The sequence below is a fragment of the Streptomyces sp. NPDC004051 genome, assembly GCF_053604275.1.
This window is the reverse complement of record NZ_JBSGHG010000023.1, coordinates 73,935-100,447: the sequence shown is the minus strand read 5'-3', so window position 1 is coordinate 100,447 and position 26,513 is coordinate 73,935. Positions and strand designations below refer to the sequence as shown.

The 26,513-nt window shown below is 70.5% G+C and carries 27 protein-coding genes; 8 read left to right on the top strand and 19 right to left on the bottom strand.

Features of this window, described 5'->3' with window-relative positions; all coding sequences use genetic code 11:
• The first annotated feature begins 218 nt into the window (after window positions 1-218).
• From ACWEQO_RS22945 to ACWEQO_RS22925, 5 genes are all read left to right on the top strand, one after another.
• Complete coding sequence (locus ACWEQO_RS22945) at window positions 219-1,154, top strand: SPFH domain-containing protein (RefSeq protein WP_361451679.1); 936 nt, start codon at window positions 219-221, stop codon at window positions 1,152-1,154.
• Window positions 1,151-1,435, top strand: a complete 285-nt coding sequence (locus ACWEQO_RS22940) for a hypothetical protein (protein ID WP_452985017.1) — start codon at window positions 1,151-1,153, stop codon at window positions 1,433-1,435. Before ACWEQO_RS22945 ends, ACWEQO_RS22940 begins: the two co-directional genes overlap by 4 nt.
• Before the next feature lie 117 nt (window positions 1,436-1,552).
• A complete protein-coding gene (locus tag ACWEQO_RS22935; protein WP_452985016.1) occupies window positions 1,553-2,077 on the top strand; it encodes a PadR family transcriptional regulator in 525 nt (174 codons plus the stop codon).
• Entirely contained in the window at window positions 2,074-2,763 is a 690-nt protein-coding gene (locus tag ACWEQO_RS22930) for an ABC transporter ATP-binding protein (RefSeq protein WP_361451673.1), read from the top strand. The genes ACWEQO_RS22935 and ACWEQO_RS22930 overlap by 4 nt, the downstream gene beginning before the upstream one ends.
• Window positions 2,760-5,138 carry an ABC transporter permease gene (locus ACWEQO_RS22925; RefSeq protein WP_452985015.1) on the top strand — a complete coding sequence of 793 codons (2,379 nt, stop codon included), beginning with the start codon at window positions 2,760-2,762 and terminating at the stop codon, window positions 5,136-5,138. The genes ACWEQO_RS22930 and ACWEQO_RS22925 overlap by 4 nt, the downstream gene beginning before the upstream one ends.
• Before the next feature lie 53 nt (window positions 5,139-5,191).
• Here ACWEQO_RS22925 and ACWEQO_RS22920 read toward each other — a convergent pair whose 3' ends face one another.
• Window positions 5,192-6,265 (bottom strand): LysR substrate-binding domain-containing protein, encoded by a 1,074-nt coding sequence (locus tag ACWEQO_RS22920; protein ID WP_452985014.1) that lies wholly within the window; start codon window positions 6,263-6,265, stop codon window positions 5,192-5,194.
• A 133-nt stretch (window positions 6,266-6,398) separates the two neighbouring features.
• Here ACWEQO_RS22920 and ACWEQO_RS22915 point away from each other — a divergent pair, with 133 nt between their 5' ends.
• Together ACWEQO_RS22915 and ACWEQO_RS22910 are read left to right on the top strand one after the other, a co-directional pair.
• Entirely contained in the window at window positions 6,399-6,953 is a 555-nt protein-coding gene (locus tag ACWEQO_RS22915) for a peroxiredoxin (RefSeq protein WP_361451664.1), read from the top strand.
• 6 nt (window positions 6,954-6,959) lie between these two features.
• A complete protein-coding gene (locus ACWEQO_RS22910; protein WP_452985013.1) occupies window positions 6,960-7,493 on the top strand; it encodes an alkyl hydroperoxide reductase in 534 nt (177 codons plus the stop codon).
• Window positions 7,494-7,595: 102 nt separating this feature from the next.
• Here the strand turns inward: ACWEQO_RS22910 and ACWEQO_RS22905 are convergent, their stop codons facing one another.
• From ACWEQO_RS22905 to ACWEQO_RS22890, 4 genes are all read right to left on the bottom strand, one after another.
• Complete coding sequence (locus ACWEQO_RS22905) at window positions 7,596-9,089, bottom strand: AI-2E family transporter (RefSeq protein WP_452985012.1); 1,494 nt, start codon at window positions 9,087-9,089, stop codon at window positions 7,596-7,598.
• Window positions 9,090-9,245: 156 nt separating this feature from the next.
• Window positions 9,246-9,977, bottom strand: coding sequence for an aggregation-promoting factor C-terminal-like domain-containing protein (locus ACWEQO_RS22900; RefSeq protein ID WP_361451655.1), 732 nt, complete (start codon window positions 9,975-9,977; stop codon window positions 9,246-9,248).
• Window positions 9,978-10,566: 589 nt separating this feature from the next.
• Window positions 10,567-11,892, bottom strand: coding sequence for a PhoH family protein (locus tag ACWEQO_RS22895; RefSeq protein WP_361451652.1), 1,326 nt, complete (start codon window positions 11,890-11,892; stop codon window positions 10,567-10,569).
• Between the two features lie 291 nt (window positions 11,893-12,183).
• Window positions 12,184-12,957: an isoprenyl transferase gene (locus ACWEQO_RS22890; RefSeq protein ID WP_361451649.1), complete on the bottom strand. Its 774-nt coding sequence runs from the start codon at window positions 12,955-12,957 to the stop codon at window positions 12,184-12,186.
• Window positions 12,958-13,659: 702 nt separating this feature from the next.
• Here ACWEQO_RS22890 and ACWEQO_RS22885 point away from each other — a divergent pair.
• Window positions 13,660-14,055, top strand: coding sequence for a DUF192 domain-containing protein (locus ACWEQO_RS22885; RefSeq protein ID WP_452985024.1), 396 nt, complete (start codon window positions 13,660-13,662; stop codon window positions 14,053-14,055).
• Window positions 14,056-14,608: 553 nt separating this feature from the next.
• Here the strand turns inward: ACWEQO_RS22885 and ACWEQO_RS22880 are convergent.
• The 14 genes from ACWEQO_RS22880 to ACWEQO_RS22815 all read right to left on the bottom strand — a co-directional run bounded on the left by ACWEQO_RS22880 (window position 14,609) and on the right by ACWEQO_RS22815 (window position 26,360).
• Window positions 14,609-15,256, bottom strand: coding sequence for an OmpA family protein (locus ACWEQO_RS22880; protein ID WP_361451643.1), 648 nt, complete (start codon window positions 15,254-15,256; stop codon window positions 14,609-14,611).
• A 7-nt stretch (window positions 15,257-15,263) separates the two neighbouring features.
• Window positions 15,264-15,845 carry a hypothetical protein gene (locus tag ACWEQO_RS22875; RefSeq protein ID WP_452985011.1) on the bottom strand — a complete coding sequence of 194 codons (582 nt, stop codon included), beginning with the start codon at window positions 15,843-15,845 and terminating at the stop codon, window positions 15,264-15,266.
• Window positions 15,846-15,879: 34 nt separating this feature from the next.
• Window positions 15,880-16,482: a pilus assembly protein TadG-related protein gene (locus ACWEQO_RS22870; protein ID WP_361451637.1), complete on the bottom strand. Its 603-nt coding sequence runs from the start codon at window positions 16,480-16,482 to the stop codon at window positions 15,880-15,882.
• Complete coding sequence (locus ACWEQO_RS22865; RefSeq protein WP_452985010.1) at window positions 16,479-16,676, bottom strand: Flp family type IVb pilin; 198 nt, start codon at window positions 16,674-16,676, stop codon at window positions 16,479-16,481. The genes ACWEQO_RS22870 and ACWEQO_RS22865 overlap by 4 nt, the downstream gene beginning before the upstream one ends.
• Window positions 16,677-16,836: 160 nt before the next feature.
• Window positions 16,837-17,751 carry a response regulator gene (locus ACWEQO_RS22860; protein ID WP_452985009.1) on the bottom strand — a complete coding sequence of 305 codons (915 nt, stop codon included), beginning with the start codon at window positions 17,749-17,751 and terminating at the stop codon, window positions 16,837-16,839.
• Complete coding sequence (locus ACWEQO_RS22855; protein WP_452985008.1) at window positions 17,748-19,142, bottom strand: sensor histidine kinase; 1,395 nt, start codon at window positions 19,140-19,142, stop codon at window positions 17,748-17,750. The genes ACWEQO_RS22860 and ACWEQO_RS22855 overlap by 4 nt, the downstream gene beginning before the upstream one ends.
• A 20-nt stretch (window positions 19,143-19,162) precedes the next feature.
• A complete protein-coding gene (locus ACWEQO_RS22850; protein WP_361451625.1) occupies window positions 19,163-20,050 on the bottom strand; it encodes a DUF5936 domain-containing protein in 888 nt (295 codons plus the stop codon).
• A 43-nt stretch (window positions 20,051-20,093) separates the two neighbouring features.
• A complete protein-coding gene (locus ACWEQO_RS22845) occupies window positions 20,094-21,038 on the bottom strand; it encodes a type II secretion system F family protein (protein WP_452985007.1) in 945 nt (314 codons plus the stop codon).
• 10 nt (window positions 21,039-21,048) lie between these two features.
• On the bottom strand, window positions 21,049-22,386 hold the full coding sequence (locus ACWEQO_RS22840) for a CpaF family protein (protein WP_452985006.1): 1,338 nt from the start codon (window positions 22,384-22,386) through the stop codon (window positions 21,049-21,051).
• Window positions 22,387-22,495: 109 nt separating this feature from the next.
• Window positions 22,496-22,816, bottom strand: coding sequence for a TadE/TadG family type IV pilus assembly protein (locus tag ACWEQO_RS22835; protein WP_361451616.1), 321 nt, complete (start codon window positions 22,814-22,816; stop codon window positions 22,496-22,498).
• Between the two features lie 223 nt (window positions 22,817-23,039).
• Window positions 23,040-23,372 carry a pilus assembly protein gene (locus tag ACWEQO_RS22830; protein WP_452985023.1) on the bottom strand — a complete coding sequence of 111 codons (333 nt, stop codon included), beginning with the start codon at window positions 23,370-23,372 and terminating at the stop codon, window positions 23,040-23,042.
• An 82-nt stretch (window positions 23,373-23,454) separates the two neighbouring features.
• Window positions 23,455-24,723, bottom strand: a complete 1,269-nt coding sequence (locus tag ACWEQO_RS22825) for an AAA family ATPase (RefSeq protein ID WP_452985005.1) — start codon at window positions 24,721-24,723, stop codon at window positions 23,455-23,457.
• A 9-nt stretch (window positions 24,724-24,732) separates the two neighbouring features.
• Window positions 24,733-25,440 (bottom strand): Flp pilus assembly protein CpaB, encoded by a 708-nt coding sequence (gene cpaB / locus ACWEQO_RS22820; protein ID WP_361451610.1) that lies wholly within the window; start codon window positions 25,438-25,440, stop codon window positions 24,733-24,735.
• A 74-nt stretch (window positions 25,441-25,514) separates the two neighbouring features.
• Window positions 25,515-26,360 carry a hypothetical protein gene (locus ACWEQO_RS22815; protein WP_452985022.1) on the bottom strand — a complete coding sequence of 282 codons (846 nt, stop codon included), beginning with the start codon at window positions 26,358-26,360 and terminating at the stop codon, window positions 25,515-25,517.
• Between the last annotated feature and the right edge of the window lie 153 nt (window positions 26,361-26,513).

Below are 26,513 nucleotides of genomic sequence, written 5' to 3'. Positions count from 1 at the left end.
ACATCCAGGTCGACTCCGCAAGCTAACACCGGGAGGTGTGACAAACGGCCGCCGATCCGGCTTTTACGGACGTGACAATCAGCACCCGTCCCACTGGAACCGACGTACGAGGGGTGGTCAAGGTTGCCGTGACCCGTTAAAGTGATATCACTTAGATAGTCAGGCGCTAGCGGCACGAGGACCGTGCGGCGGGCGCCCCGAAAGGCGGGGGAACACCCATGTCCACACATGACGCGCAGGTCACAGCCGTGGTGCCGGAGATGCCGGCACCCCGCGTGCGGGAGAAGGCGGCGCACAGCATCGGCGGCGGGCTGGCCCTGTTCCTCGGACTGGCCGGGCTGCTGCTCGGCATCGGACTGGCCGTCAGCGCCTCGGCGGTCACCGGGGACGGCCTGAAGGCCCTGCTGATCGTCGGCGGCATCCTGATCGCCATGGCCGCGTTCCTCGCGATGTGCGGACTGAACATGGTGGCGCCGGGCGAGGCCCGCGTGGTCCAGCTCTTCGGGCGGTACCGGGGCACGATCCGGCAGGACGGCCTGCGCTGGGTGAACCCCTTCACCTCGCGCACCAAGATCTCGACCCGCGTACGCAACCACGAGACCGCCGTCCTCAAGGTGAACGACGCCTACGGCAACCCCATAGAGCTCGCCTCGGTCGTGGTGTGGCGGGTGGAGGACACCGCGCAGGCCACCTTCGAGGTGGACGACTACGTCGAGTTCGTCTCCACCCAGACCGAGGCCGCCGTCCGGCACATCGCCATCGAGTACCCCTACGACGCCCACGAGGAGGACGGCCTCTCGCTGCGCGGCAACGCCGAGGAGATCACCGAGAAGCTCGCGGTCGAGCTGCGCGCCCGGGTGGAGGCGGCCGGCGTCGAGATCATCGAGTCCCGCTTCACCCACCTCGCCTACGCGCCCGAGATCGCCTCGGCGATGCTCCAGCGGCAGCAGGCGGGCGCGGTCGTGGCGGCCCGGCAGCTGATCGTGGAGGGCGCCGTGGGCATGGTGGAGACGGCGCTGGCCCGGCTCACCGAGCACGACATCGTGGAGCTGGACCCCGAGCGCAAGGCTGCGATGGTGTCCAACCTGATGGTGGTGCTCTGCGGCGACCGCGCCGCCCAGCCGGTCCTCAACACCGGGTCCCTCTACCAGTGACCACCCCCTCCGACCCCTCCGGGGGCAAGGCTCCTCGGCGCAGGCCGCAGCAGCAGCGCAAGCAGGTGCTGCTGCGGCTGGACCCGCTGGTGTACGAGGCGCTGGCGCGGTGGGCCAACGACGAGCTGCGCTCGGCCAACGCGCAGATCGAGTTCCTGCTGCGCCGCGCCCTCGCGGAGGCGGGCCGCCTCCCCGGCGAGGCGGGCCCCCTCCCCCGCCGGGGCCGTCCGCCCGCCCAGCCGCCCGGCGAGACCCCGCCCGGACCCACGGCACCCCAGTGACAGAACCGTGACATCAGGCCCCCCACCTGGGCTTACACCTCCTCTCAGCCCCCTCCCCGGCGCTCTGCACACGCGATGTATACATGGAGCGTATACACCGTGTGTAGAGTCCTTCGCATGTCCATCGGTCACACCCTTCTCGGGCTCCTGGAGTCCGGCCCCCGCCACGGTTACGACCTGAAGCGGGCCTTCGACGCGACGTTCGGTCACGACCGGCCGCTGCACTACGGCCAGGTCTACTCGACGATGTCCCGCCTGCTGAAGAACGGGCTCGTCGAAGTCGACGGCATCGAGGCCGGCGACGGCCCCGAGCGCAAGCGGTACGCGATCACCGAGGCCGGCGTCACCGACGTCGCGCGCTGGCTCGCCACACCGGAGAAGCCGGAGCCGTACCTCCAGTCGACGCTCTACACCAAGGTGGTCCTCGCGCTGCTCACCAGCCGCGACGCCGCCGACGTCCTCGACACCCAGCGTTCCGCGCATCTGCGCGGCATGCGCGTCCTCACCGAACGCAAACGCCAGGGCGACCTGGCCGACCAGCTCATCTGCGACCACGCCCTTTTCCACCTCGAGGCCGATCTGCGCTGGCTGGAGCTCACCGCGGCGCGCCTCGACAAGCTCCGTGAGGCGGTCACCCGATGACGATCCCCGCCGGATCCCTGCTCGCCGCCCGGGACCTGCGCAAGGCGTACGGACCGACCACCGCGCTGGACGGCGCCGCGTTCTCCATCCACCCCGGCGAGGTCGTCGCCGTGATGGGCCCCTCCGGGTCGGGCAAGTCGACCCTGCTGCACTGCCTCGCCGGGATCGTCACCCCCGACTCCGGCTCCATCACGTACGACGGGCGCGAACTGACCGCGATGAACGACTCCGAGCGCAGCAGGCTCAGGCGCTCGGAATTCGGCTTCGTCTTCCAGTTCGGCCAGCTCGTGCCGGAGCTGACCTGTGTGGAGAACGTCGCCCTGCCGATGCGGCTGAACGGCACGCCCCGCAAGGAGGCCGAACGGGCTGCCCTGTCCTGGCTCGAGCGCCTCGAGGTGGACGACGTGCGCAGGAAGCGGCCCGGCGAGGTCTCCGGCGGCCAGGGCCAGCGGGTCGCCGTGGCCAGGTCGCTGGTCACCGGCCCGCGGGTGCTGTTCGCCGACGAGCCGACCGGCGCGCTGGACTCGCTCAACGGCGAGCGCGTGATGGAACTGCTCACCGAGGCCGCCCGGTCCACCAACGCCGCCGTCGTCCTCGTCACCCACGAGGCGCGGGTCGCCGCGTACTCCGACCGCGAGGTCGTCGTGCGCGACGGGAAGTCCCGGAGCATGGAGCACGCCGTATGAACGGGACCGGGGAACGGGCCCGCGCCGAGTCGAAGCTCCGGGCCGTGGTCCGGGACCTGGGCATGGGCCTGCGGTTCGCCCTGGCCGGCGGGCGTGAGGGATGGGTCCGGGCCCTGCTCACCGGTGTCGGCGTCGGCCTCGGAGTGGCGCTGCTGCTGCTCACCACCGCCATCCCCGCCGCGCTGGAGGAGCGGGACCGACGGGAGGAGGCACGCCTCGACTGGCCCTTCACCAGCCAGATGGCCGAGTCCGGCGCCGACGACACCCTGCTCGTCACGCGCGTCGACACCCAGTTCCGGGACCGGGGGGTCCGCGGCCGGGTGCTGGAGCCGGAGGGCCCGAAGGCGCCGCTGCCGCCGGGCCTGGAGGAGTTCCCGGCCGCCGGTGACATGGTCGTCTCCCCCGCCCTGAAGGAGTTCCTCGCCTCGGACGACGCCCGGCTGCTGCGCGAGCGGCTGCCGTACGAGATCGTGGGGACCATCGGCGAGCAGGGACTCATCGGTTCCCAGGAACTCGCCTACTACGCCGGCGGCACGGGCCTCGCGGACCGGCTCGGTTCGGGCACGGTACGCCTCACCGCATTCGGCTCGCCCGAGCAGCTCACCCCCGAGGAACTCGACCCGGTGCTGATGCTGCTGATGCTGGTCGTCTTCGTGGTGCTGCTGACGCCGGTCGCCGTGTTCATCGCGACCGCCGTACGGTTCGGCGGCGAGCGGCGCGACCGCAGGCTGGCGGCGCTGCGGCTGATCGGCTCCGACGCCGCGGCCACCCGGCGGATCGCGGCGGGCGAGGCGTTCGCCGGGGCACTGCTCGGGCTGGTCCTCGGCACGGTCTTCTTCCTGATCGGACGTGAGGTCGCCGCCTCCTTCGAGGTGTTCGGCGTCAGCGTGTTCCCGAGCTATCTGAACCCCTCGCCGCTGCTGGCACTGCTGGTCGCGGTGGCGGTTCCGGCCGCCGCGGTGCTGGTGACGCTGCTCGCGCTGCGCGGGGTCGTCATCGAACCGCTGGGCGTGGTGCGCACGGCACGGCCGACCCGGCGCCGGCTGTGGTGGCGGTTGCTGCTGCCACTGGCCGGAACCGTGATGCTCTACCCCATGGTCGGACAGGGCCGGGACCAGGGGGAGTTCAACCAGTACCTGGTCGTCGGCGGTGTCCTGCTGCTGCTCGTCGGGGTCACCGCACTGCTGCCGTGGCTCGTGGAGACGGTCGTCGCCCGGCTCGGCAAGGGCAGCGTCTCCTGGCAACTGGCGGTCCGCCGACTCCAGTTGAGCAGCGGCACGGCGGCCCGCATGGTCAACGGCATCGCGGTGGCGGTGGCCGGGGCGATCGCGCTGCAGATGCTGTTCGCCGGCGTCGAGGACGACTACACCAGGGCCACCCGGTACGACATGGCACGGGCCCAGATGCAGGTGGACGTGTCGAGGGGCATGGAACTCGCCCCGGCAGCCCGGAAGCTGACGGAGACCGAGGGGGTCCAGCACGTCCACGCGCTGTCCGAGGGCTACTTCGGTGACGCGCCCTGGCGACAGGAACCGGAGCGCTTCACCTCACTGACCGTCGGCGACTGCGCGACCCTGCGCGTGGTGGCGGAGCTCCCCTCCTGCCGTGACGGCGACGTGTTCTCGCTGTCCGGCAAGTACGACACCGACACCCCGTCGCTGAACAGGCCGGGCCAGAAGCTGTACCTGGAGGTGCCCGACCCCGCCGACCCCTCGAGCTACGGTGAGGACGTGGTCTGGACCGTCCCGGAGGGTGTGAAGCAGGGCCGGTCGATCCGGGACCCGGTGGGCGCCAAACGCGGCGGCTTCCTGATGACCCAGGGCGCGGTGCCGGCCGAGGTGGCGGGCGCGGTCTCCGGCAAGCTCTACATCGCGCTCGACGAGTCGGTGCCGTACGCCCGCGAGCACGTGCGCAACACGGCCGCCGCGATCGACCCGCTGTCCGAGCCGATGACGTGGCGGACGAACGAGCGCTCCGACCGCTACGAGTCCATCCGCACCGGCCTGTTCGTCGGCGCCGCCTGTGTCCTGCTGCTGATCGGGGCGAGCCTGCTGGTCTCCCAGCTGGAGCAGCTGCGCGAACGCCGCAAGCTGCTGTCGGCGCTGGTCGCCTTCGGCACCCGGCGGCGCACCCTGAGCCTGTCGGTGCTGTGGCAGACGGCCGTCCCGATCGGCCTGGGACTGCTGCTGGCCGCGGCGGTGGGCGTCGCGCTGGGCACGATCCTGCTGCGGATGGCCGGGGCGTCGGTACGGGTGGACTGGACGAGCCTGTTCCAGATGACCGGCGTCGGGACGGGCGTCGTCCTGGCGGTGACCCTGCTGAGCCTGCCGCCCCTGCTGCGCATGATGCGCCCGGACGGCCTCCGCACGGAGTAGTGGCCCCTCCGCCCCGCCCCACACCACGGGGCGGGGCGGGGCGGAGGCGGCGGTCAGGCGGCGTCCGGGACGATCCGTACCGGCAGGTCGGCCATCGCCTCCCGGAGGGCCACCGCCAGTTCCTCGTACTCCGCGGCGCGGGCCGCACCCGTGCGCATGACGAGGGCGATGCGGCGGGAGGGGGCGGGGTCGGTGAAGCAGGCGGTGCGCAGGCGGCCGGCGCGGCCGGTCTCGACCTCGACGGCGGTGCGGGGCAGCAAGGTCACGCCGAGGCCGCCCGCCACCAGTTGCACCAGCGTGGACAGTCCCGCCGCCGTCGTGGTGGCCGCGACCCCGTCGCGGCCCGCCTCGCGGCAGATGTCGAGGGCCTGGTCGCGCAGGCAGTGCCCCTCGTCGAGCAGCAGCAGGTTCAGCTCGCGCAGGACCGCACGGGGAAGCCGCGTCCGGCCGCCGAGCGGGTGGTCCGGCGGTGTGACGAGCACGAAGTCCTCGTCGAACAGCGGCACTTCGGTCATGCCCGGCACCCCGTACGAACGCCCCCGCCCGGACCCGCCCGCGGCCGGGGAAGCCGCGGCTGCCGAAGACGCGGCTGCCGAAGACGCGGCTGCCGAAGCCGTACTCGTTGCCGGAGAATCCTTCGCCGCCGGGGGCGACACCGCGAGGAGCAGCAGGTCCAGCCGGCCGGCGGACAGCCCCTCCAACAGGCTCGCGGTCTGCTCCTCGTGCACCTGGAGGTCGAGGTGCGGATAACGGGTGCGGACCTGCCGCAGGACGGTGGGCAGCAGGTACGGCGCCACCGTCGGGATCACCCCGAGCCGGAACACCCCGGTGAACGGCGCCCGCAGCGCCTCCGCCTCCTCGATCAGAGCCCCGATGTCCTCCAGCACCGCCTTGGCCCGCACCGAGAGGCGCTCACCGGCGGGCGAGAGCAGCACCTTGCGCGTCGTACGTTCCACGAGGGTGACGCCCAGTGTCTCCTCCAGCGCCGACACGGCCCCCGACAGCGCGGGTTGGCTCATCCCGATGGCTGCGGCGGCGTCCCGGAAATGCAGGTGCTCGGCCACCGCGGAGAACGCGCGCAGCTGCGCCAGGCTGGGCTGCCGCCTGCTTCGATTACCCACGGTCACTTATAGGCACCTCCGATCAACCTGACCGATTGTAGCTATTTCACTGATCAATGCACCTTGTGCCAACATCCATCATGTCCAACCCATGGGAAACCTCCGCAACCCGGATGTTTCCTCGCTGCAAGGAGAGCCTGTGCTCACTGTCGGTGACAAGTTCCCCGAGTTCGAACTGACGGCCTGCGTCTCGCTGGAGAAGGGCAAGGAGTTCGACACGATCAACCACAAGACCTACGAGGGCAAGTGGAAGATCATCTTTGCGTGGCCCAAGGACTTCACCTTCGTGTGCCCCACCGAGATCGCCGCCTTCGGCAAGCTGAACGACGAGTTCGCCGACCGTGACGCCCAGGTCCTCGGCTTCTCCGGCGACTCGGAGTTCGTCCACCACGCCTGGCGCAAGGACCACGACGACCTGCGCGACCTGCCGTTCCCGATGATGGCGGACTCCAAGCACGAGCTGATGCGCGACCTCGGCATCGAGGGCGAGGACGGTTTCGCCAAGCGCGCGGTGTTCATCGTGGACCAGAACAACGAGATCCAGTTCTCCATGGTGACCGCCGGCTCCGTCGGCCGTAACCCCAAGGAGGTCCTGCGGGTCCTGGACGCCCTGCAGACCGACGAGCTCTGCCCGTGCAACTGGTCCAAGGGCGACGAGACCCTGGACCCGGTCGCGCTGCTGGCCGGGGAGTGACCTGACATGTCGCTCGACTCCCTCAAGTCCCGTCTCCCGGACTACGCCAAGGACCTGAAGCTCAACCTGGGCTCGGTCATCGGCAACTCCGACCTCCCCGCCCAGCGGCTGTGGGGCACGGTGCTGTCGACCGCGATCGCCTCGCGCTCGGCCATCGTGCTGCGTGAGCTGGAGCCCGAGGCGAAGGCGAACCTGTCGCCCGAGGCGTACACGGCGGCGAAGGCCGCCGCCGCGGTGATGGCGATGAACAACGTCTTCTACCGCACCCGCCACCTGCTGTCGGACGACGAGTACGGCACGCTCCGCGCCGGCCTGCGGATGAACGTCATCGGCAACCCGGGCGTCGACAAGGTCGACTTCGAGTTCTGGTCGTTCGCGGTGTCCGCGATCAACGGCTGTGGACAGTGCCTCGACTCCCACGAGCAGGTCCTGCGCAAGGCCGGCGTCGAACGCGAGGTCGTCCAGGAGGCGTTCAAGATCGCCGCGGTGGTCCAGGCCGTCGCCGCCACCCTGGACGCGGAGGCGGCTCTCTCGGAGTGACTCCGTAACTCCGCGGACCCTCCGCCCTCCTCCGCAGCGGGCCCGATCACCACGACGGTGACCGGGCCCGCTGTCGCGTACCGGCCCCGTGCCGCTCCCGCACTACCCCCGTGTGTCCTCCGGCGGAACCGGGCCCGGCGGGACAGGCGGCTCCGCAGGAGCCGGGGGTACCCGCGGCTCCTGCGGACCGTGGGGGTTCACGGCCGCCGAGACCGCCGTGGCGCCCCGCGGCCTGGGGGCGAGACGCACGGACGTCTCCCGCGAGTACGCGCTCAGATAGCCCACGACGGTGTTCGTCACCGCGACCAGCGGTACGGCGACCACCGCGCCGCCGATCCCGGCCACCATCCCGCCGGTCGCGACCGCCAGCACCACCGCGAGCGGATGGACGCGCACCGCGCGGCCCAGGATGAACGGCTGGAGGATGTGGCCCTCTATCTGCTGCACCGCCAGGACCACCACCAGCGTCATGACCGCCGTGAACACGCCCTGGGTGACCAGCGCGACGACCACGGCCAGCGCCCCCGAGACCACCGCACCGACGAGCGGGATGAAGGAGAACAGGAAGATGAAGACGGCGAGCGGCACCGCCATCGGCACGTTCAGGAAGTAGATGCCGAGACCGATGAAGATCGCGTCGATCAGCGCCACCACCACCGTGCCGCGCACATACGCCGTCAGCGTCCGCCAGGCGGCCGGTCCCGCCCCGGCGACACCCGGGCGGGCGGCGGCGGGCACCAGCCTCAGCGTCCACTCCCAGATGCGCTTGCCGTCGTAGAGCAGGAACAGCGTGGAGAAGACCGCGAGCAGGATGCCGGTGAGCGCCTCGACGACGACCGTCACGCCCTCCAGGCCCGCCGAGGTGATCTGCTCGGTGTTGGCGCCGACCGCCTCACGCAGGTTCTTGGCGATCTCGTTGATCTGCTTGTCGGTGACGTGGAAGGGGCTGTTGAGCAGCCAGTTGCGCAGTTCGTCGATGCCGTCCTGGATCTGGTCGGAGAGGGTGTCGATGTTCTCCATGACCTGCCAGGTCACGAACCAGCCTATGAGGCCGATGACGACGAACCCGAACAGCGCGGTCAGCGCCGTGGCCGGGCCGCGCGGCAGCCCGAGCTGCCGCAGCCGGGCCACCGTCGGCTGCAGCAGCGCCGTGATCAGCAGCGCGGCGACGAAGGCCAGCACCACCAGCCGGACGGTGCCGATGACCCGCATGAGCACCCAGACCGTGCCCGCGAGCACCAGCAGGCGCCAGCCGGCCTCGGCCGCGACCCGTACGCCCCACGGCACGGCCTGGGCGGGATCGGGACGGGAGGGAACGACCTGAGCCGGCGCGACGGCGTGTCCGGGATCGGTTGCGGGGGTGTGGCCGCTCGGCGGCGCGGGAACCCGGTCGGCGGGCGCGGCGGCCGGTCCGGCCGCCCCGGTCGTCCCGGTCGGCTCGATCGTCCCGGCCGTTTCGGTCGTTCCGGTCGTCCCGGCGTGCTCCGGAGTGTCCCGGCTCTCCCGTTCCATCTCGGCGCGGCGCTCTTCCAGCCGCCTGCTCACTTCGGTCAGTCGGGCTCCGACCCGGCCGAGCCATCCTGGCACTCGTGACATGAACCGCCCCTTGCCCCCGTTTCGCACCACCACTCCCCCTGGAGTCGTCGCTCCGACCGTACAGGGCGAAAGCCCCACACCTTGAGGACGGTGTGGGGCTCTGCCGAGGTTGAGCGGGACCGCGGGCCGGTGGGTCCGGCACGATCCGGAGGGGTCTCAGTACCAGTGGTTGGCCTGCCAGAACGACCAGGCGCCGCAGGGGCTGCCGTAGCGCTCGTTCATGTAGCCGAGGCCCCACTTGATCTGGGTCGCCGGGTTGGTCTGCCAGTCGGCGCCGGCCGAGGCCATCTTGGTGCCCGGCAGCGCCTGGACGAGACCGTAGGCGCCGGAGGAGGGGTTCATGGCCTTGTAGTTCCAGGTGGACTCGCGCTGCACGATGTTGCTGAAGCACTGGAACTGGTCGCCCGGGATCATCTGCCGGGCCATCGCCTGGACCTGGGCGACGGTGTACGAGCTCTGGACCGCGAAGTCGGAGGCCGAAGCGGAGGCGGAAGCCGCCTTGGAACGGCTGGCGGCCTTCTCGGCCTCCGCGCGCTCCTTGGCCTCCTTCGCGGCCTGGGCTTCCTTGGCCGCCTGCTCGGCGGCTTCCTTCTTCTTGGCGATCGCGGTCTCCGCGGCAGCCTTGCGGGCCGCCGCCTCCGCGTCCTTCTTGGCACTCGTGTCCGCGGCGATGGCCATGGTTTCGGCCTGCTGCGTCAGGGATGCGGTCTGCACCTGGGCCTGCTGGCCCGCGGGGATGTCCGCGAGCAGCGTGGTGCCGGCTGCCGTCGTCTCGAAATCGTCGTTGGTCTGCGCGGTACTGCCCGACGCAACACCGACAACGCTTCCGACAGCGGTGACCGCCGTGGCCGAAGCCACTGCGAATCCCCGGACCGAAATCCGGCTCACACGGTTTCCTTCCAGCATCGACCGCTTCGGTGACCCTCGCGGACGCAATCGTGCCCCTGGCACTGGCCTCCCCAACTCGGGTCACGGAAGGCACGGGCCCGGTGGGCAACTCCCGAACGGGAGCGCCGCATGATGCTCGGGCGGCATACGACGACGCTATGCAGTTGGCGCTGGTGCCTGTGTGTCCCACCTCCCCCACTGCCTCAAGGGCGTGGGAGGTACCCCCAGGGGGGTGAGACTGTGTCGCATGCGGGGCCTGACAGGAGTGAGACTCTGCCGCAATCCGGAGGCGCGAGGCAATTCCATCACGCGTGTGAAAGCTCACATCTCGTTTGCCCCCGGAGATTTCCGGAAAGCCGCGCGCACGCCGACGCCGCCCGGCTAGGCTCTCGGCCTTTCCGGACGGCGCCAACTGTCGTGCTGTCGAACCCTGTTCGGAGACAGGACCAAAGGGTCCGGTCCACCCGCAGAGCCTTTCGAAGGACCCTTCCGACCTATCGGCTCAATAAACCCGACAGGCCGCGACATACCCGATACAACCCGGACGGCCCATCAGGGGCGGATCGGGCCCATATCGGGCGCGGGTGCATCAGAGCTGTCCGTCCTCCAGCATTTCGGTCACCAGGGCGGCGATCTGGGACCGCTCGGACCGGTTCAGGGTCACGTGCGCGAAGAGCGGATGCCCCTTCAGCTTCTCGACGACGGCGACCACACCGTCGTACCGGCCCACTCGGAGGTTGTCCCGCTGGGCCACGTCGTGGGTGAGGACCACCCGCGAATTGGCGCCGATCCGGGACAGCACGGTCAGCAGTACGTTCCGTTCCAGTGACTGCGCCTCGTCGACGATCACGAACGCGTCGTGCAGCGAGCGGCCCCGGATGTGCGTGAGCGGCAGGACCTCCAGCATGCCGCGCGCGGTGACCTCCTCGATGACCTCACGGCTGGTGACCGCCGACAGCGTGTCGAAGACGGCCTGCGCCCAGGGGCTCATCTTCTCGGCCTCGCTGCCGGGCAGATAGCCGAGCTCCTGCCCGCCCACCGCGTACAGCGGGCGGAAGACCATCACCTTCTGGTGCTGCCGGCGCTCCAGCACCGCCTCCAGTCCCGCGCACAGCGCCAGCGCCGACTTGCCGGTGCCGGCCCGGCCGCCCAGGGAGAGGATTCCCACGTCCGGGTCGAGCAGCAGGTCGAGCGCGATCCGCTGCTCGGCGCTCCTGCCCTTGATGCCGAACGCCTCCCGGTCGCCGCGCACCAGACGGACGTTCCCCTCGGGCGTGACCCGGCCGAGGGCCTTGCCGCGCTCGGAGTGGATGGTCAGCCCCGTGTGCACGGGCAGGTCGGCCGCTTCGGGCACGTAGATGTGCCCCTCCTCGAAGAGGACGTCCACCTGTTCGGCGGGCAGGTTCAGTTCGGACATCCCGGTCCAGCCGGAGGCATCCGTGACGGCGAGCTCCGCTCGGTACTCCTCGGCGAGGAGGCCCACGGAGGACGCCTTGATCCTGAGCGGGAGATCCTTCGACACCACGGTGACGTCGAACCCCTCGGCCTGCAGATTGCGGGCGACCGCGAGGATGCGGGAGTCGTTGTCCCCCAGGCGGTAGCCACTGGGCAGCACGCTGGGGTCCGAGTGGTTGAGCTCGACACGCAGGGTTCCGCCGAGGTCCCCGATCGGGAGGGGAGCGTCGAGACGGCCGTACCTCACCCGGTAGTCGTCGAGCAGGCGCAGCGCCTGCCGGGCGAAGTAGCCGAGTTCGGGATGGTTCCGCTTGGCCTCCAACTCCGTCACCACGACGACGGGAAGCACGACCTCGTGCTCGTCGAAGCGGCTCAGGGCGTTGGGGTCGGCCAGCAGAACGCTGGTGTCGATGACATAGGTGCGCCGGTCGGGCTTGTGGCGCTGTGTGCTGGTCACCACGGAAGGACGTACCCCCTCGGAAGAGGTCGGGGAGCGACGGAGCGGAGCTGGACCGGTCGACGGCGCCGATGCACGGGCCGAGGACCGGCCCCCCGCTGCTTCGTCCGTGCCGTGACCGCACGGTCGGGCTGGTGCAAAGGGCCTCCCGGGCGGGCGGCCCCGGGCCGCCCGCTGAGATCCGACACCCGTGGTTCGGGTGTCGACCTGTCTGAGTTATGCCCTCCCACCATCGCCGTCATGCCGAACCGCACGGCGGCGCCCCGATGAACTCCCCGTTACGCGGGGACGGCCTCAGCCGCCGAAACGCCGGTGACGAGCGGCGTAGTCACGCAGGGCCCGCAGAAAGTCCACTTTGCGGAAGGCCGGCCAGAAGACCTCGCAGAAGTAGTACTCCGCGTGAGCGGTCTGCCAGAGCATGAATCCGGACAACCGCTGTTCGCCACTCGTACGGATGACGAGGTCCGGGTCGGGCTGGGCCTTGGTGTAGAGGTGACGCCCGATCATGTCGACGTCGACGGCCTCGGCGAGCTCCTCCATCGAGGTGCCCTTCGCGTGGGCCTCGAGCATCATGGAGCGCACCGCGTCGGCGATCTCCTGGCGACCGCCGTACCCGATGGCGACGTTGACCACTATGCCGTCGACCTGCGCGGTGGCCTCCTCGGCCTCCTTGAGCGTGGCCTGCATCCCGGGCGGCAGCAGGTCCCGCGTGCCAACGTGGTGCACCTGCCAGCGGCCGTCGGTGCCGAGGGTGCGCACGACGTCCTCGATGATGCCGAGGAGCGGGACGAGCTCCTCCTCCGGCCGGTCGAAGTTGTCCGTCGACAGCAGCCAGAGCGTGACGACCTCGACGTCGGTCTCGGTGCACCAGCCGAGGAACTCCCCGATCTTGTCCGCGCCGGCCCGGTGGCCGTGGACGGTGCTGGAGCCGGAGGCCTTCGCCCAACGGCGGTTGCCATCCATGATGACGCCGATGTGCTTGGGCACCTGAGCGGGGTCCAGGTGGCCTTCCACCCGGCGTGCGTACAACCTGACCAGCAGGCCGCGCAGCTTGTCGCGCAGGTTCACGTGATCGTCAGCCCCTCCGTACGGATCGGACAGGAGCGGCACCCGCCGTGATCCACGGCATGCTGCACGCTCTCAGCCGCGGGCGAATCCTGTCCCTCTGGCAGCCCCCGGACGCGAAGCCTACCCCCGTGGGGGGAGGGCCCAGAAAAACGGGCCGGTCCGTGGGGGGGGATACGGACCGGCCCGAGGGGGGGTTTCCACCATAACCCTTCGTAAGTGATGCTGCGTGCATCGGCGGGCCACAACTACTCTCCGGAATCACCCGACAACGCCCCGACGACTACGGAATCCTGCACTCCGGGCACGCGAACGGCCGAAATGAAGCTTTTCTTCCCGGAAGAACCATGCAATACCAGGACATCACGCCCGGCGCGGCGCGGTCCACCCGCACCTCGTCTCCACCGCCCCCACCCTTCCAGCCGTCCCCCTGACGGGTGACCCCGGCGGGAACGTCCGCTTGACCCCGCCCCGCCCCGCGACGGAGCGGCGGCGGAGGTCGCGCAATCCCCTCCACCGCGCGACCCCTCCCGCGCAGCTTCGCGCACGCGATGTACGGCGACGTGAACGCAGCCCGACCGACGGCCCACGACCGGACCACGCGGGGGCCGACGCCCTCCTGCATCCCGGCCACCCTTGCGGCCCGGCTCCGCGGCGGCCGACCATGGAGCCGGCCGGAACGGAAGAGGGGCGGGCGGGGTGGCGGTGGCACTTCGGCGTGACGGGCACGGGGAGTTGGTCGTCCCGGGTGACGGCGACGGGCCGGCCGTGCGCGTGCCGCTGGAGATCGCCGCCTCCTACCGGGCCCGCACCAAGGGCCTGCTGGGCCGGGACGCCCTCGACGGCGCGCTGCTCCTCTCCCCCGCCAACAGCATCCACACCTTCCGCATGCGCATGCCCATCGACGTCGCCTACCTCGACCGGCGCTTCCGCGTCGTCGCCGTACGCACCATGCCACCGGGGCGGCTCGGGCTGCCGCGCGTCCGGGCACGGCACGTCGTCGAGGCCGAGGCGGGGGCGATGGCGGGGTGGGGGTTGCGCGCCGGAGTGCAGGTGACGGTGGTGCCGGACGCCGGCGGGGATGGCGGCGGGCGTCTCTAGGCCCCCCCGGCCGCGTACGCCCGTGCCCCCTCCCTGGGGAGCACCCCTCCGCCATGGAGTCGGGCATCCGGCCCTTACCTCATCCTCGAAATCAAGGCGGGCAAGGCGGACCACCTGCTGTGAGCCGCAGGACACCGAAACATCGCAGCGGAACGTCCGGCGCCCGTCAGATCTCCCCATGAGCAGGGGTGCGGTACCGCCGGGAAGGCCGACCCTTCGGGTCCGAGCCACGATGGCGTTCTTGCGGGTGGCGCAAGGAAGCTGAAGGTGGCGTCGCAGGGCGGGGCCGGGTGTGCTGCTCGGCGGGTTCGACGTGGGTGATGCCGGGACACTCACCCGCACCCCAGGGAAGACACACCACCCGAAAAGCGTGAGCACTTCGGCCACTACTGTCCTGATGCCGCTCATGTGAGCGCTTAAGTGACACATGCCCACCGATTGCTCACGGTTTTCCGCACAGCACCCCTCCGCGGCCCCGCAGCACAGGGACCGCGGAGACCCTCTACACCCTGGTAGAACACCGTCCGAGCTGTCCCGGCCGGGACTCGGGGCGTCAGCTCTCCGTGCGGGGGAAGGAGATCTCGACCCTGCGGTTCTTCTTGCGGCCGGCCTCGGTGGAGTTGTCGGCGATCGGGTACTGCTCGCCGTAGCCGCGTACCTCGTAGGTGACGCCGGGATCGTTCAACTCCCGGCCCAGGACGGTGTGCACGGCGTTCGCGCGTTTGCGGGACAGGACGTCGCCGTGGGCCGAGGAGCCCAGGTTGTCCGTGAAGCCGAAGACGCGGATCTTCGTGGCGTTCTGCTTCTTGATCTCTTCGGCGATCGTGCCGATGCGGGACTTCGCCTGCGCGCTGAGCTTCGCGCTGTTCTTGCCGAACAACACCTCGGCCTGCAGCGCGAACGTCACCTCCGTGTTGGTGTCCTCGCGACGCTCGTCACCGCTCTGCTCCTCGACGACCTGCTTGATGTCGAGCACCTTCGGTTCGGCGAGGGTGGCACCGTCGGGGAGCTTCAGGTCGGGGTCGTTGGGGTCGAGTTCGACCGGGGCGGAAGCGGTGGCTTCGGTGCCCGGAGGAACGCTGGGACCGTCATCGGCGACAGCGCCGGTGGCGCCGAGAGTGCTCGCGGCGATGAGGACAGTGGCGGTAGCGGCAACCACTGCGAGACGTGGGGCCCCAGATCGGGTGCGCAAGTGGGTCATCGCCGCCTCATCCAGTGATCGCGATGTTGCCGGAGGCGAACATCGGCAACTGGAAGGTCACTTCGGTCGTCCCGTTCGGAGGTGACGGGAACTGCATGAAGACAGGCACAGTCTCGCCTGACTTGACACGGCTGATCCCCGTTGTGGTGAGGGGGCGGCCGTCCGTGTCACGGAGAACGTAATAGCGCTTCTTGCCCTTGGAATCGATCAGTGCTGCCCCACCCAAAGACTGTCCGTTCCTGATGACCTCGGTTTCATTACCGCTCAGTTGCGCAGGCAGTGTGAGCGTACCGTCGCTTTCATTCTTCAGAGCGCCATTGACCGTGACGAAGCCCCCAGCGTCCCGCTCGGCAGAGGTGATCTGGAGCAGCAGACCACCGGGCCCCTTCAGTTCGACCTGGATCTCTTCTGCTGGGCCCTCCTGAGCACTCGGGTTGGACCCTTCGCTCTTAGAAGCGGACGCTGACGTCTCTGGACTCTTACCATCGTCGCCTCCCCCACCACAGCCAGCCACTCCGAGGGCCAGTCCGGCCGCAACGGTCAGCGCGACCATCCCCCTCTGAGCCTTCGTTGTGAACCAAATGCTCATGCCTCTGCTTCCTTAGTCACTTGTCGTTCGTCGGTCAGTCGGCCAGATGGACATCGAAAAGGTCCTCGGGCTGCGGGAGGAGTTCCACCGGACCTTCGGGATCCAGTTCCCACTCGATGCCCTTACAGGTGAGCAGAGGCAGGGTGCCGTCGGGGGCATCCTCGACCAGAGGGTCGAAAGTACAGCGAGGATCGATCACCGCAGTGGCTGTTTCCCTCGACTTCACGCTCTCGGTGCCGGGCACAATGGATTCCCCCACGGTGTCGGTCGTCTCGACCTCGACGGTGTAGCCCAGCAACCCTTTCTGATTGCACCCCTGGACGGCTGCATCATTCTGCGCAGCGAGTTGTTGTGCGCGCCAGCACGAATCGTCGAGTCCTTCCACAGCGCCGTCGAAGATCGCCTTCCACTTGGTCGGATCCAGGAGGTCCTCGATCCAGGCGCCTGTGAGCTGGTCACGCCTGTCCTGAGCCGCCGCGAGTGCGGCCGCGTCCGCGGCTGTCCGAGCTCCGTTCCTGTTGGCCGCTGCCTGTCCGACCGCCAAGTACGCGAACGCGAGAAAGAGCAGGCCTCCCACCACCGTGATGTAAATGGGGAAGGCCTGCCCGGCGTCGCCGTACTTGCGGAACTTCCTCAACCGCCGGTTACCTCGGTGATTTTGTCGGTGATCGCATTGAAAATCGTCTGCCCGATGCTCGTCCCCGTGATCGCCAGCACGATTGCCACCACCACCGCGATGATGCCCAGGTACTCCACCGCCGTCTGGCCCCGGTCGTCGCGGGTGGTGCGGGAGTGGAGGTAAGTGATCGTGGTGTTGATCCAGTTGTTCATGGTGTTCCCCTCCGGCTGACGCGGTAGCGGCTTGCTTCGAGGTGCCGCAGTCGATGTCAGCAACGTACGGCGAAATTTTCGGTTCGCCAGAGGGCCCCAGGGCCCATTTCCGGGCCCAGTTACCGGTCCGTCGCCTCGTCTTCCCTGTCGTCACCGCAGGTCACCCCAGCTCTCGGGTCGAGTCCGGGGCCGTGCCGAGCCACTTCGCGGCGGCTTCGGAACGGCTGGTGCTGTGGAGCTTCGCGAAGATGCGGTTGATGTGGTTCTTGACCGTCTTCTCGCTGATGAAACAGGTGGCGGCGATCTGCTGGTTGTTCATCCCGGATGCAATGTGGTCCATGATCTCCGCCTCTCTGGCGCTCAGTTGGAACCTCGACCTGTCGGGGGCGGCCGGACGACCGCTTGTCCACCCGGACGACGACTGTCCCACACGCGGTTGCAGTTGCGAAAGGTTTTGTGAAGAAATGACGGCGGGAGATGGCTGGATCTGTCTCAGTTCGCCTGGTGGTGTGGCGGGTTGGGGTTTTGTGTACGGCAACGCGACTACGGAATCTGCGTATGCAGTCGCATCCTTCCGGACGCCTCCCAGGCCGTCGGGCAACGGTGGGCCCGGGGGTGCCTTGCGGAGCTGGGCCAGCAGCGCTCCGGCCGGTGTGGGGGTGAAGTGGGCTCGGCCCTGTCCGATGTCCCGTACGGCTGTGACCAGTTCGTCCGCCGTGAACTCGCCGTGGACCAGGTATCCGCCCGCTCCCCTGCGCAGCGCCTCCTGGACGATCTCCGATTCGCCGCTGTACGTCAGCATCACGACCGGGGCGATGCGCGCCAGGTACGGGAGTGCCGCGATGCCGTCCATGCCCGGCATGCGGACGTCGAGGAGGACCACGTCGGGGTGGTGGTCCCGGGCTGCCCGGCATGCCGCGTCGCCGTCTGCTGCCTGTGCCACGACCGTCAGCTCCTCGTGGGCGGAGAGCAGGGCGGTCAGGCCCGCGCGGACCACCGGGTTGTCGTCGGCGACGAGGATCCGGAGGGCGGTGGGCGAGGGTGCCTTCGGGGCTGGGCTCGGCAGCGTGCTCATGGGGATGTCGTCCTCGCTGTCGCGGAAGTGGCCGGTAAGGGGAGGTCCAGGCGGACTTCGGTGCCTCGGGGGTAGGCGCCGCGGCCGATGCGGATGCGGGCGCCGATCGAGGCCGCGCGCTCGACCATGCCGACCAGGCCGAAATGGCCGCCTCGGCGGAGTTGTTCGAGGTCCGTGTTCGGGGGCAGGCCGCGGCCGTCGTCGTGGACGCTGATGCGGAGCAGGTCGCCGTGGACGCCCGCGCTCACGTCGACGCGGGTCGGCGCCGCGTGGCGGTGGGCGTTCTCCATCGCCTCCTCGACGATGGTGAGGAGGTGGTGTGCCGTGGTGAGGGGGACGGTGGGCGGGGGGTTGCCTGTTCGGCGGAAGGTCGTGGGGAGGCCGGTGCGGGTGGTGAAGGTGCGGGTGTGCGCTGCCAGTTCGGCCAGTAGGTCCGCCGTGCCCTTCTCCGGCTCCGGGCCGGTGGGCGGGGTCGGCTCACGGCGCAGGTCGGTGAGGAGTTCGCGGGACTCGGCCGCGGCGCGGCGGGCCGAGCGGGCGACGAGTTCCGCCTGCCGCCGCACCAGCGCCGCGTCCAGGTGCCCGGCGCTCGCGGAGGCGGCGAGGCCGTCGGCGGCCAGGGCGACGCCGTACAGGGTCTTGGCCACGGAGTCGTGCATCTCGCGGGCCAGGCGGGCGCGCTCCTCGGCGACCGCCTCCGTGGCGGCCAGGCGGGCCCGGACCTCCGCGAGGGCCCGGGTGGCCGTGCCGAAGCGGAGCATGAGGTTGCGGAGGCTGGAGCCGACCGCGCCCGCGATCACACACGTACCGGGCAGGAACAGGGTCTCCGTGAGGCCTGCCCGCGGGTCCGCCAGGGTCGCGTAGACCAGGAGCAGGATCAGGCCCTGGAGGGAGGCGAAGACGGCCGCTCCGCGCCAGCCGTAGACCAGGCCGGCGAGGAGCGGGGTGCAGACGCTGACGTGGGCGAGCAGGCTGTCGGGGCCCGCGGAGACGAGGAGCAGGGCGCCGAAGAGGGTGTCCGCGGCCAGGAGGGTGGGGTGGCGCAGGAGGAGGGGGCCGAAGCGCTCCCAGTCCCGGAAGAGGACGTAGGACGCCATGAAGGTGACCACCACGGCGATGCCGACCAGGCGGGTGCCCCAGCCCGGCCCCGCGTTGAGGAGGGCGGCGGGGGCGGCCAGCGCGATCATCGCCAGCCGGAAACCGAACACCTGCCGGCACAGGGCCTGGAGGGCGTTGATCTGGATGTCGATGTCCGGCGCGGGTCCGGGCGTGGGTGTGGGTCCGGGTGCGGTGGCTGCCTCGTCCCGGGGCGTGGTGCTCCCGGGACGGGGCGTGCGGCACCGCGGCGCCTTGCGCGTCGGGCGCCCCGTACGTTCCCCGGTCGTCGTCATGGCAGCACCGCGTCCCCGTCCTACTCGCCCGTGATCGAGCCGAAGTCGGTGCCGGAGCCCAGGATCAGGCCCGCGCCGAGGAGGATCATCGTGGCCGGGACCATGAACGTGGTGATCATCATGGTGGCCTTGGGGACGGCGCGGGCCGCCTTGCGGCGGGCGTTCTGCGCGTCCGTACGGCGCATGTCCTTGGCGAGGGCGACCAGGGTCTCCACGATGGGCGCGCCCAACTCCTCGCCCTGCTGCAACGCGGTGACGAACATGGCGACCTGCTCGGAGTCGTTGCGGCGGCGGAGTTCCGCGAAGGCCTGGCGGCGGCTCATGCCGAGGTCCATCTGGCGGAGGGTGATGCGCAGTTCGTCCGCCCACGGGCCCTCGTACCGGGTGGCGACCCGGTCCAGGGCCTGGCGGAAGCCGAGGCCCGCGCTGACGACGACGGCGAGGACGTCCAGGAAGTCCGGCAGCGTCCGCTCGATGACGTCGCGGCGGATCCGGATCGCCGACCAGATGCCGACCTCCGTCCAGAACGCGCCGAAGGCGAGCAGCAGCAGGGCGACGAAGAACTGCCCGCGCAGGAGGAAGACCAGGCAGCCGAGTCCGCCGAGGAAGCCGTAGACCGCGCGGCGGGCGGCGTAGCGGTCGATGGTGAGGCCGCCGGGGTTGCCCGCCAGGTCGATCTTCCGGCGGTACCGGGTGACCCGCTGGGGGCCCATGAGGCGCAGGACGGCCGGGGCGTAGCGCATGCCCATGCGGTCGACGAGCGAGTCCACCGCGCCGGTGCGGGTGCCGCCGACCTCCAGGGCGAGGGCCAGGTCGGCGGGGAGTTTCGCCTCGGCCCGGTACATGCGGAGGCCGGCGAAGACGCCCCAGACGGCGATGGCCATGACCAGTGCGAGCAGAAGTCCCATGTCGGTCGTTCCCTCCTCGTCCCTCAGAGTCCCTCAGAGTCCCTCAGACGTCGATGCGGGACAGGCGGCGGATGAGGACGAAGCCGACGGCGTAGAGGCCGAAGGCGACGATCACGGCGCCCTGGCCGACCGGGGAGCCGGTCATGCGCTCCAGTGCGCCGTCCTTCACCCCGTTCATCAGGAACAACGAGCCGACCCCCAGGACGGGAACGGCGTAGGACGTCATGCTGACCTGGGAGAGCTGGGTACGGACCTCGCGCCGGGTCTCCTTGCGTTCCTCCAGGGTGTCGGTGAGGTTCCGCAGCGCGCCGACCACCTGGCCGCCGGCCCGGTTGGACAGCACCAGGGTGGTGACCAGGACGACCAGTTCGCGGGAGGGGAGCCGCTCGGCGAGTTCGCCCAGGGCGTCGTCCATCGAGGCGCCGAGCGCCAGCTGGTTGTCGACCTTGGCCAGTTCCTCGCCGGCCGGCGCCTCCAGTTCCTCCGCCGCCATGCCGATCGCCGTCCGCAGGGCCAGTCCGGCCTGGGTGGCGTTGGCCAGGATGCGGGCCAGTTCGGGGAGTTGGTTGATGAACTTCTCGATCCGTTTCCGGCGTTGCCAGTCGAGGAACTGGAACGCCAGCCAGACGCCCAGGATCCCGGCGAGCGGGCCGAAGAACGGGGCGAGGACGGCCTGGCCGGTGAGGTGCAGACCCAGGACCAGGGCAAGCATGCAGACGAGGAACTCCCCCGGGGTGATGTTCAGGCCGGTCGCCACCAGACGCAGTTCCAGTTTCCGGCCGAACGCGGTGCGGCGCAGCCTGCGGTCCAGGGTGGGGAAGCGGTGCCCGCGTCCACCGCCCGGGGCCCGGCCGGCGGCCGACAGCCGGTCCACCAGCGCCTGCCGCTGCGCCCTGCCCGCGGCGTACAGGTGGACGCCGGCGACCGCGAGGACGCAGGTCAGCAGCGCGATGCCGGTGGTCAGCGTGATCAGGTTCTGCAGCTCCATGGCGGCGGTCCTACCTGGCTTCTCGGGTGGTCAGCTGGTCGAGGGAGCGGGCGATGCCGAAGGCCTGCGGGACGGGCTGACTCGCCATGTAGAGGCGTTCGGCGGTGCGGCGCGGGAGCGGATGGTGCTCGTACGCGCCGTGGATGTGGCCGTCGGGGGTCATCGGCCGGGCGTTGAAGCGGGCGACGGTGGCCAGCCGGTACGGTTCCCCGCCGTGGCTCTCCAGCAGGGCGATCTCGGTGACGCGGCGGGCGCCGTCGGCGAAGCGGGTCAGCTGGACGAGGACGTCGACGGCGCTGTTGATCTGGTCGTGCAGCGCGGCGAAGGGGATCTCCACGTCCGCCATGGAGGCCAGGGTCTGGAGCCGCATCAGCGCGTCCTCCGCGCTGTTGGCGTGGACGGTGGCGAGGGAGCCGTCGTGGCCGGTGGACATCGCCTGGAGCATGTCGAGGGACTCGCCGCCGCGGACCTCGCCGACGACGATGCGGTCGGGGCGCATGCGCAGCGAGTTGCGCACCAGGTCGCGGATGGTGATGCGGCCCTTCCCCTCGACGTTGGGCGGGCGGGCCTCCAGGCGGACGACGTGCGGCTGCTGGAGCTGGAGTTCGGCGGAGTCCTCGATGGTGATGATGCGTTCGCCCGTGGGGATCAGTCCGGAGAGGGCGTTGAGGAGGGTCGTCTTGCCGGTGCCGGTCGCGCCCGACACGATCACGTTGAAGCGCGCCTGCACCAGGCCCGCCAGCAGGTACAGCATGGGCTCGTCGAGGGAGCCCAGGCCGATCAGCTCGTGCAGGGTGAAGGAGCGCGGGAAGCGGCGGATGGTGAGGATGGCGCCGTTCAGGGAGAGCGGCGGGATGATGACGTTGACGCGTTCGCCGGAGGGCAGGCGCGCGTCGACCATCGGGTTCGACTCGTCCACGCGGCGGTTGACCGTCGAGACGATGCGCTCGATGGTCTGCATCAGCTGGTCGTGGGAGGCGAAGCGCATCGGGAGCTGTTCGACCCGTCCGCCGCGCTCGACGAAGATCGCGTCGGGGCCGTTGACCATGATCTCCGTGATGGAGGAGTCCTCCAGGAGTGGTTCCAGGATGCCGAGGCCGAGCGCCTCGTCGACGACCCTGCGGATCAGCTGGGAGCGCTCCACGGTCGACAGGACCGGGCCCTCCCGGCTGATGATGTGCCCGAGCACCCGCTCCAGCCTCGCCCGGCGCTCGGCGGCGGCCAGCGAACTCATCTCCGCGAGGTCGATCTCCTCGAGGAGCTTGGCCCGGTAGGAGGCGACCAGATGGCCGTCCTCACCCCGGTTCCCCTTCTCCTCGGGGGAGTTGATACGTGCCCGCAGGCTCATGGGTCCGGTGCTCCTCGGTCGTGGTTCGTGGTTCGCGGTGCCTGGCGCCTGGTGCCTCGGTCGGTAAGCGGTGATCAGTGATCAGTGGTCAGTGGTCAGTGGTCAGTGGTCAGTGGTCCATGGGCATCGTGGCCGTCTTGCGGGCCGCGCCGAAGTCCCAGCCCGGCACGATCGACGGGATGGGGATCGTGGCCGTGACGGTGACCTCGTCGCCGCCTCCCGACGGACCGCAGAGGGTGCGGTCGGCCAGCCAGCCGCTCACCGCGACGGCGCAGGCGCCCTGGGCGGACTCGCCGAGCGAGGCGCTGCGGGCCCCCGCGCGGGCCGCGGTGCCGGCCTGCTGCGCGGTGTACGCGATGAGGCCGAGCTGTACGCCGGCCATGGCGACGATGACGAGGATCGGCAGGAAGCCCAGGTACTCGATCGCCACCTGACCCCGATCCCGGCCCCGGCCCCGATCCCGGGCCCGGCCCAGGTCCCGATCCCGGCCCTGGTCCCGATCCCGGCCCAGGTCGCGATCCCAACCCCGATCCCGGCCCAGGTCGCGAGGCCGGTCCCGGCCCTGGTCGCGGTCCCGGCCCAGGTCGCGATCCCGGTGTCGCCGGGGGTCCCGGTCGCGTCGGAGTCCGCCCCGCCTGTCGTCGTAGGGCATCTCAGTCCCCCACCTCCTCCTCCACCGCGCCCGCGTGGCCCTTCACCTCGAAGGGGAAGTCGGCGGTGCCCGGGAAGAGGACGGGGACTCTCAGCGTCACGTCGGCGGTGACGAAGCCGCCCCCGGTCCCGCAGTCCACCGTCGCCGCTCCCTCCCAGGCTCCGGGCAGCTTCTCCAGCCCCGCCGCCCGGCAGGCGCCCTGGCGTGCGCCCGGGTCCGCCGCCGTGGCCGCCCGTACCGCCTCGTCCGCAGCATTCCCCGCGAGGGTGAACGTGTATCCCACGAGGACGAGTTGCCACAGCACCACCAGCGTCACGAGGATCGTCGGGATCATGCCGAGGAACTCGATGGTGACCTGGCCCAGGTCCCCGCCGCGGCCCCCGCCCCGGTCGGCGTGCTTCTCCGCCCGTTTCACCTCATCCCCCTCCGTCCCTGCGCCGTCGGATGCTCACGGCTCCCCGGTCGCCGCGCAGCCGGTCGCCGCGCAGCCGTCCGGCCTTGTGGGCGCCCTCGGCGGGTTTGACCAGGCCGAGTTCTCCGGCCAGGCTCCACAGGGCCTGTTTCACCGTGCTCCGGCTCTCCAGTTCGTGGAGCTGGCCCGCGTCGACGACCCCCTGCAGCTCCTTGAAGTGGGCCGGGATCACGGTGGCCGCGACCGCGGTGCCGGTGATCTTCTGGATGAGCGGGGGCTGGATCTCCGTGCTCCGGGTGTGGCGGTTGACGACGACCGTGGTCTCCTCCGCCTTGCGGATCTGCAGCCGGTCCCACATCCGTACCGTCCGTTTGGCGCCCCGGACGGCCACCACGTCGGGGGTGGTGACCAGGAGCGCCGTGTCGGCGGTCTCGACGGCCGCCGCGCCGGCTCCGCCGAGCTGGGCTCCGGTGTCGATGACGACGACCTCGTAGCGGGAGCGCAGGGCGCCGACGATGTGGCGGGCGGCGCGGTCGGTGACGTCCTCGCCGCGTTCGCCCTCGCCGGGGGCGAGGAGCAGGGTGAGGCCGGTGTCGTGGCGGAAGACGGCGTCGGCCAGGACCCGCGGGGAGATGTCGCTGATCGTCGCGAGGTCCACGACGGACCGGCGGAACTGGACGTCCAGGAAGGAGGCGACGTCGCCGGTCTGGAGGTCCATGTCGACCAGGGCGGTACTGCGGCCGGACGCCTGCGCGGCGAGGGCGAGTTGGATCGCCGTCAGGGTGGTGCCCACACCGCCCTTGGCGCCGCTGACGGTGACGACCGTGCCGCCGACGCCGGTGAACACGTCACCGCCGGAGCTCAGATGACGGCGCACACCGGACGACCACTGGGCGACCGCGTGGACGCGGCTGGCGAGTTCCTCGTAGCTGAGCGGCAGGGCGACCAGGCCGCGGGCGCCGTGGTCCATGGCGGCCTGGAAGAGGCCGGGGCTCGCGTCGGAGGTGACGAGGATGACGCCGACGGCGGGGAAGCGCAGGGCCACCTCGCGGATCAGTTCCAGCGCGGGGACCGGGCCGATCCGCTCGTGCACGACCACGACCTCGGGCAGCTCGTCGACCGACTCTGCGGCCAGGCGCGCGAGGGTGTCGACGAGCTGGGTGGAGTCGGCCACCGGGGGCACCGGCTCGGCGTCCGGGAGCTGGCTGAGCAGGGTGGTGACGGACCGGGCGGCGTCCGCGTCACCGACTGCCGGGAGGATCCTCGTGGGCATGCGGGCCTCTCACTTGTCCTTCGCGAGTTCGTACGTACGGTCCTGCTCGGGGACCGTGGTGTCGCCGCCGGGCGCGACGAGCGCGAGCCTGACCCGCTGGGCGAACGACTCGGCGTAGGTGATGCGCTGGGCGTCGATGGTGGACAGCGCGAAAGTGATCGGGACGGCGTCCGTGGGCTGCCGGCCGCGGTCGCCCTCGTCGGGTTCGAGGGCGGTGATCCGGCCGACGTCGAGGACCCTGGCGTTGGTCACGATGATCTTGGACTGGGCGGGTGCGCCCTCGCGCTCCCCCTCGAAGGTGGCGTAGACGTTGACCGACGAGCCCGGTGTGATCTTGCCGGCGACGCCGGTGGCCGCGTCGATCATGATGGCGACCTCCTGCTGCCCCGGTTGCAGGGCGGGCTGGTCGACGATCATGTCGCTCTGCAGCAGGGAGCCCGAGCGCAGCGTGGTGACGGCGATCTTGCCCCGGATGTCGCCGAGATCGGTGACCGCGTTCTCCGACAGCCAGCGCTCGGGCATCTCGATCTTCTCGAACTGGCCCGTACTGAGCGGCGTGTAGGGCGCCACGTCGGCTTTCAGCCGGTACGCGGTGACTTCGGGGCCGACCTTGGACTCCACGTCGTCGATGACGGAGAGCACGCCGGCGAACGCGGCGAGGGCGCACAGGATCGACAGGAGCAGGAGTATCACGCCGCGGCGCTGACGGGAGTTCATAGACCGTGCAACCTCATTGGGGGGTGTGGGCCGAGCGGATTCGATGAAGGGCGGGCGGTGGGCCGGCCACCGGGTCAGGCGGTGCGGCGGGTGAGGGCTCTGCGGCCCTCGTGGACGGGCAGGGACGGCGGGGTGGCCGAACAGAACACGCACCGGTCGCCGATGACGTCGATGCCGCACCAGTGACAGATGCCGCGCCGCACCGAGGTGACCAGCTGGTAGAGGACGGACAGGTCGGGCAGGTAACTGCAGAACTCGATCACCTTGCCGGTCCCCCACCAGCCCGGGGACTCGGCCGGAAGCGGCGCCTCGCGCAGTCCCTGCACCTTCCAGGACGGCGCCAGGGCGCCGGTGACCCAGTCGGACTGGAGCTGCCCCTTGGCGACGAGCATCCAGGTGCCGAACTCCGGTCCCTCCAGGGCGGCTTCGGGGCCGAGGCGGACGAGTTGCGGCTGCGGGTGGGCGAGTACCGCGAACTGGCTGCCGGGCAACCAGGACTTGGCGTGCTGCTTCAGGTTCACGGGGATCCGGTCGAGCCGGGCGACGGAACCCAGCAGGGCGCCGGAGTGGAGGTAGTGGACCAGCAGCCGGCCCGCCGAGGCGAGTACGCCGGGGCTGAGGTCACAGGAGCCCAGTTGCCGTAACTGGCGGGCCAGTACGGCCACCGCGAGCGGCGGCAGGTCGGGGGTGAAGAGCGCGATGCGGTCGCTCTCCAGCAGGGAGCGCAGGGTGTGCAGCCGCCGCAGGACGGCGCCGGGTGTCGCCTTGGAGCAGACGACGATGACGTACCCGTGCTGCTCGACGAGCGACTGGAGCTCGGTCAGCGCCTGTTCGAGCGGCAGGGCGTCGATGCCCCGTAACACCACGGCGGGCAGGGTTCGTTCGTCCTGCGGTGGCAGCGCCAGGTCGGCACTGGTCACGGCAATGGCTGTTGGCACGCGCGGCTCCCCGTTCTCCCCATGCCCGTCGGCCCGCCGGGTACCGCCCCGGCGCACCGTGATGACTTCGCTGCGTGACTATGCGAGCACTGTAACCACGGCTCTGTGGCCGGAGAACAGCGTTTGTCCACCTCG

Coding starts and splice junctions, on each gene's coding strand:
- ACWEQO_RS22945 (WP_361451679.1), top strand. CDS start 219: ATGTCCACACATGACGCGCAGGTCACAGCCGTGGTGCCGGAGATGCCG.
- ACWEQO_RS22935 (WP_452985016.1), top strand. CDS start 1,553: ATGTCCATCGGTCACACCCTTCTCGGGCTCCTGGAGTCCGGCCCCCGC.
- ACWEQO_RS22930 (WP_361451673.1), top strand. CDS start 2,074: ATGACGATCCCCGCCGGATCCCTGCTCGCCGCCCGGGACCTGCGCAAG.
- ACWEQO_RS22925 (WP_452985015.1), top strand. CDS start 2,760: ATGAACGGGACCGGGGAACGGGCCCGCGCCGAGTCGAAGCTCCGGGCC.
- ACWEQO_RS22910 (WP_452985013.1), top strand. CDS start 6,960: ATGTCGCTCGACTCCCTCAAGTCCCGTCTCCCGGACTACGCCAAGGAC.
- ACWEQO_RS22905 (WP_452985012.1), bottom strand. CDS start 9,089: ATGTCACGAGTGCCAGGATGGCTCGGCCGGGTCGGAGCCCGACTGACC.
- ACWEQO_RS22880 (WP_361451643.1), bottom strand. CDS start 15,256: ATGACCCACTTGCGCACCCGATCTGGGGCCCCACGTCTCGCAGTGGTT.
- ACWEQO_RS22875 (WP_452985011.1), bottom strand. CDS start 15,845: ATGAGCATTTGGTTCACAACGAAGGCTCAGAGGGGGATGGTCGCGCTG.
- ACWEQO_RS22865 (WP_452985010.1), bottom strand. CDS start 16,676: ATGAACAACTGGATCAACACCACGATCACTTACCTCCACTCCCGCACC.
- ACWEQO_RS22860 (WP_452985009.1), bottom strand. CDS start 17,751: ATGAGCACGCTGCCGAGCCCAGCCCCGAAGGCACCCTCGCCCACCGCC.
- ACWEQO_RS22855 (WP_452985008.1), bottom strand. CDS start 19,142: ATGACGACGACCGGGGAACGTACGGGGCGCCCGACGCGCAAGGCGCCG.
- ACWEQO_RS22850 (WP_361451625.1), bottom strand. CDS start 20,050: ATGGGACTTCTGCTCGCACTGGTCATGGCCATCGCCGTCTGGGGCGTC.
- ACWEQO_RS22845 (WP_452985007.1), bottom strand. CDS start 21,038: ATGGAGCTGCAGAACCTGATCACGCTGACCACCGGCATCGCGCTGCTG.
- ACWEQO_RS22840 (WP_452985006.1), bottom strand. CDS start 22,386: ATGAGCCTGCGGGCACGTATCAACTCCCCCGAGGAGAAGGGGAACCGG.
- ACWEQO_RS22830 (WP_452985023.1), bottom strand. CDS start 23,372: ATGATCCCGACGATCCTCGTGACGCTGGTGGTGCTGTGGCAACTCGTC.
- ACWEQO_RS22825 (WP_452985005.1), bottom strand. CDS start 24,723: ATGCCCACGAGGATCCTCCCGGCAGTCGGTGACGCGGACGCCGCCCGG.
- cpaB (WP_361451610.1), bottom strand. CDS start 25,440: ATGAACTCCCGTCAGCGCCGCGGCGTGATACTCCTGCTCCTGTCGATC.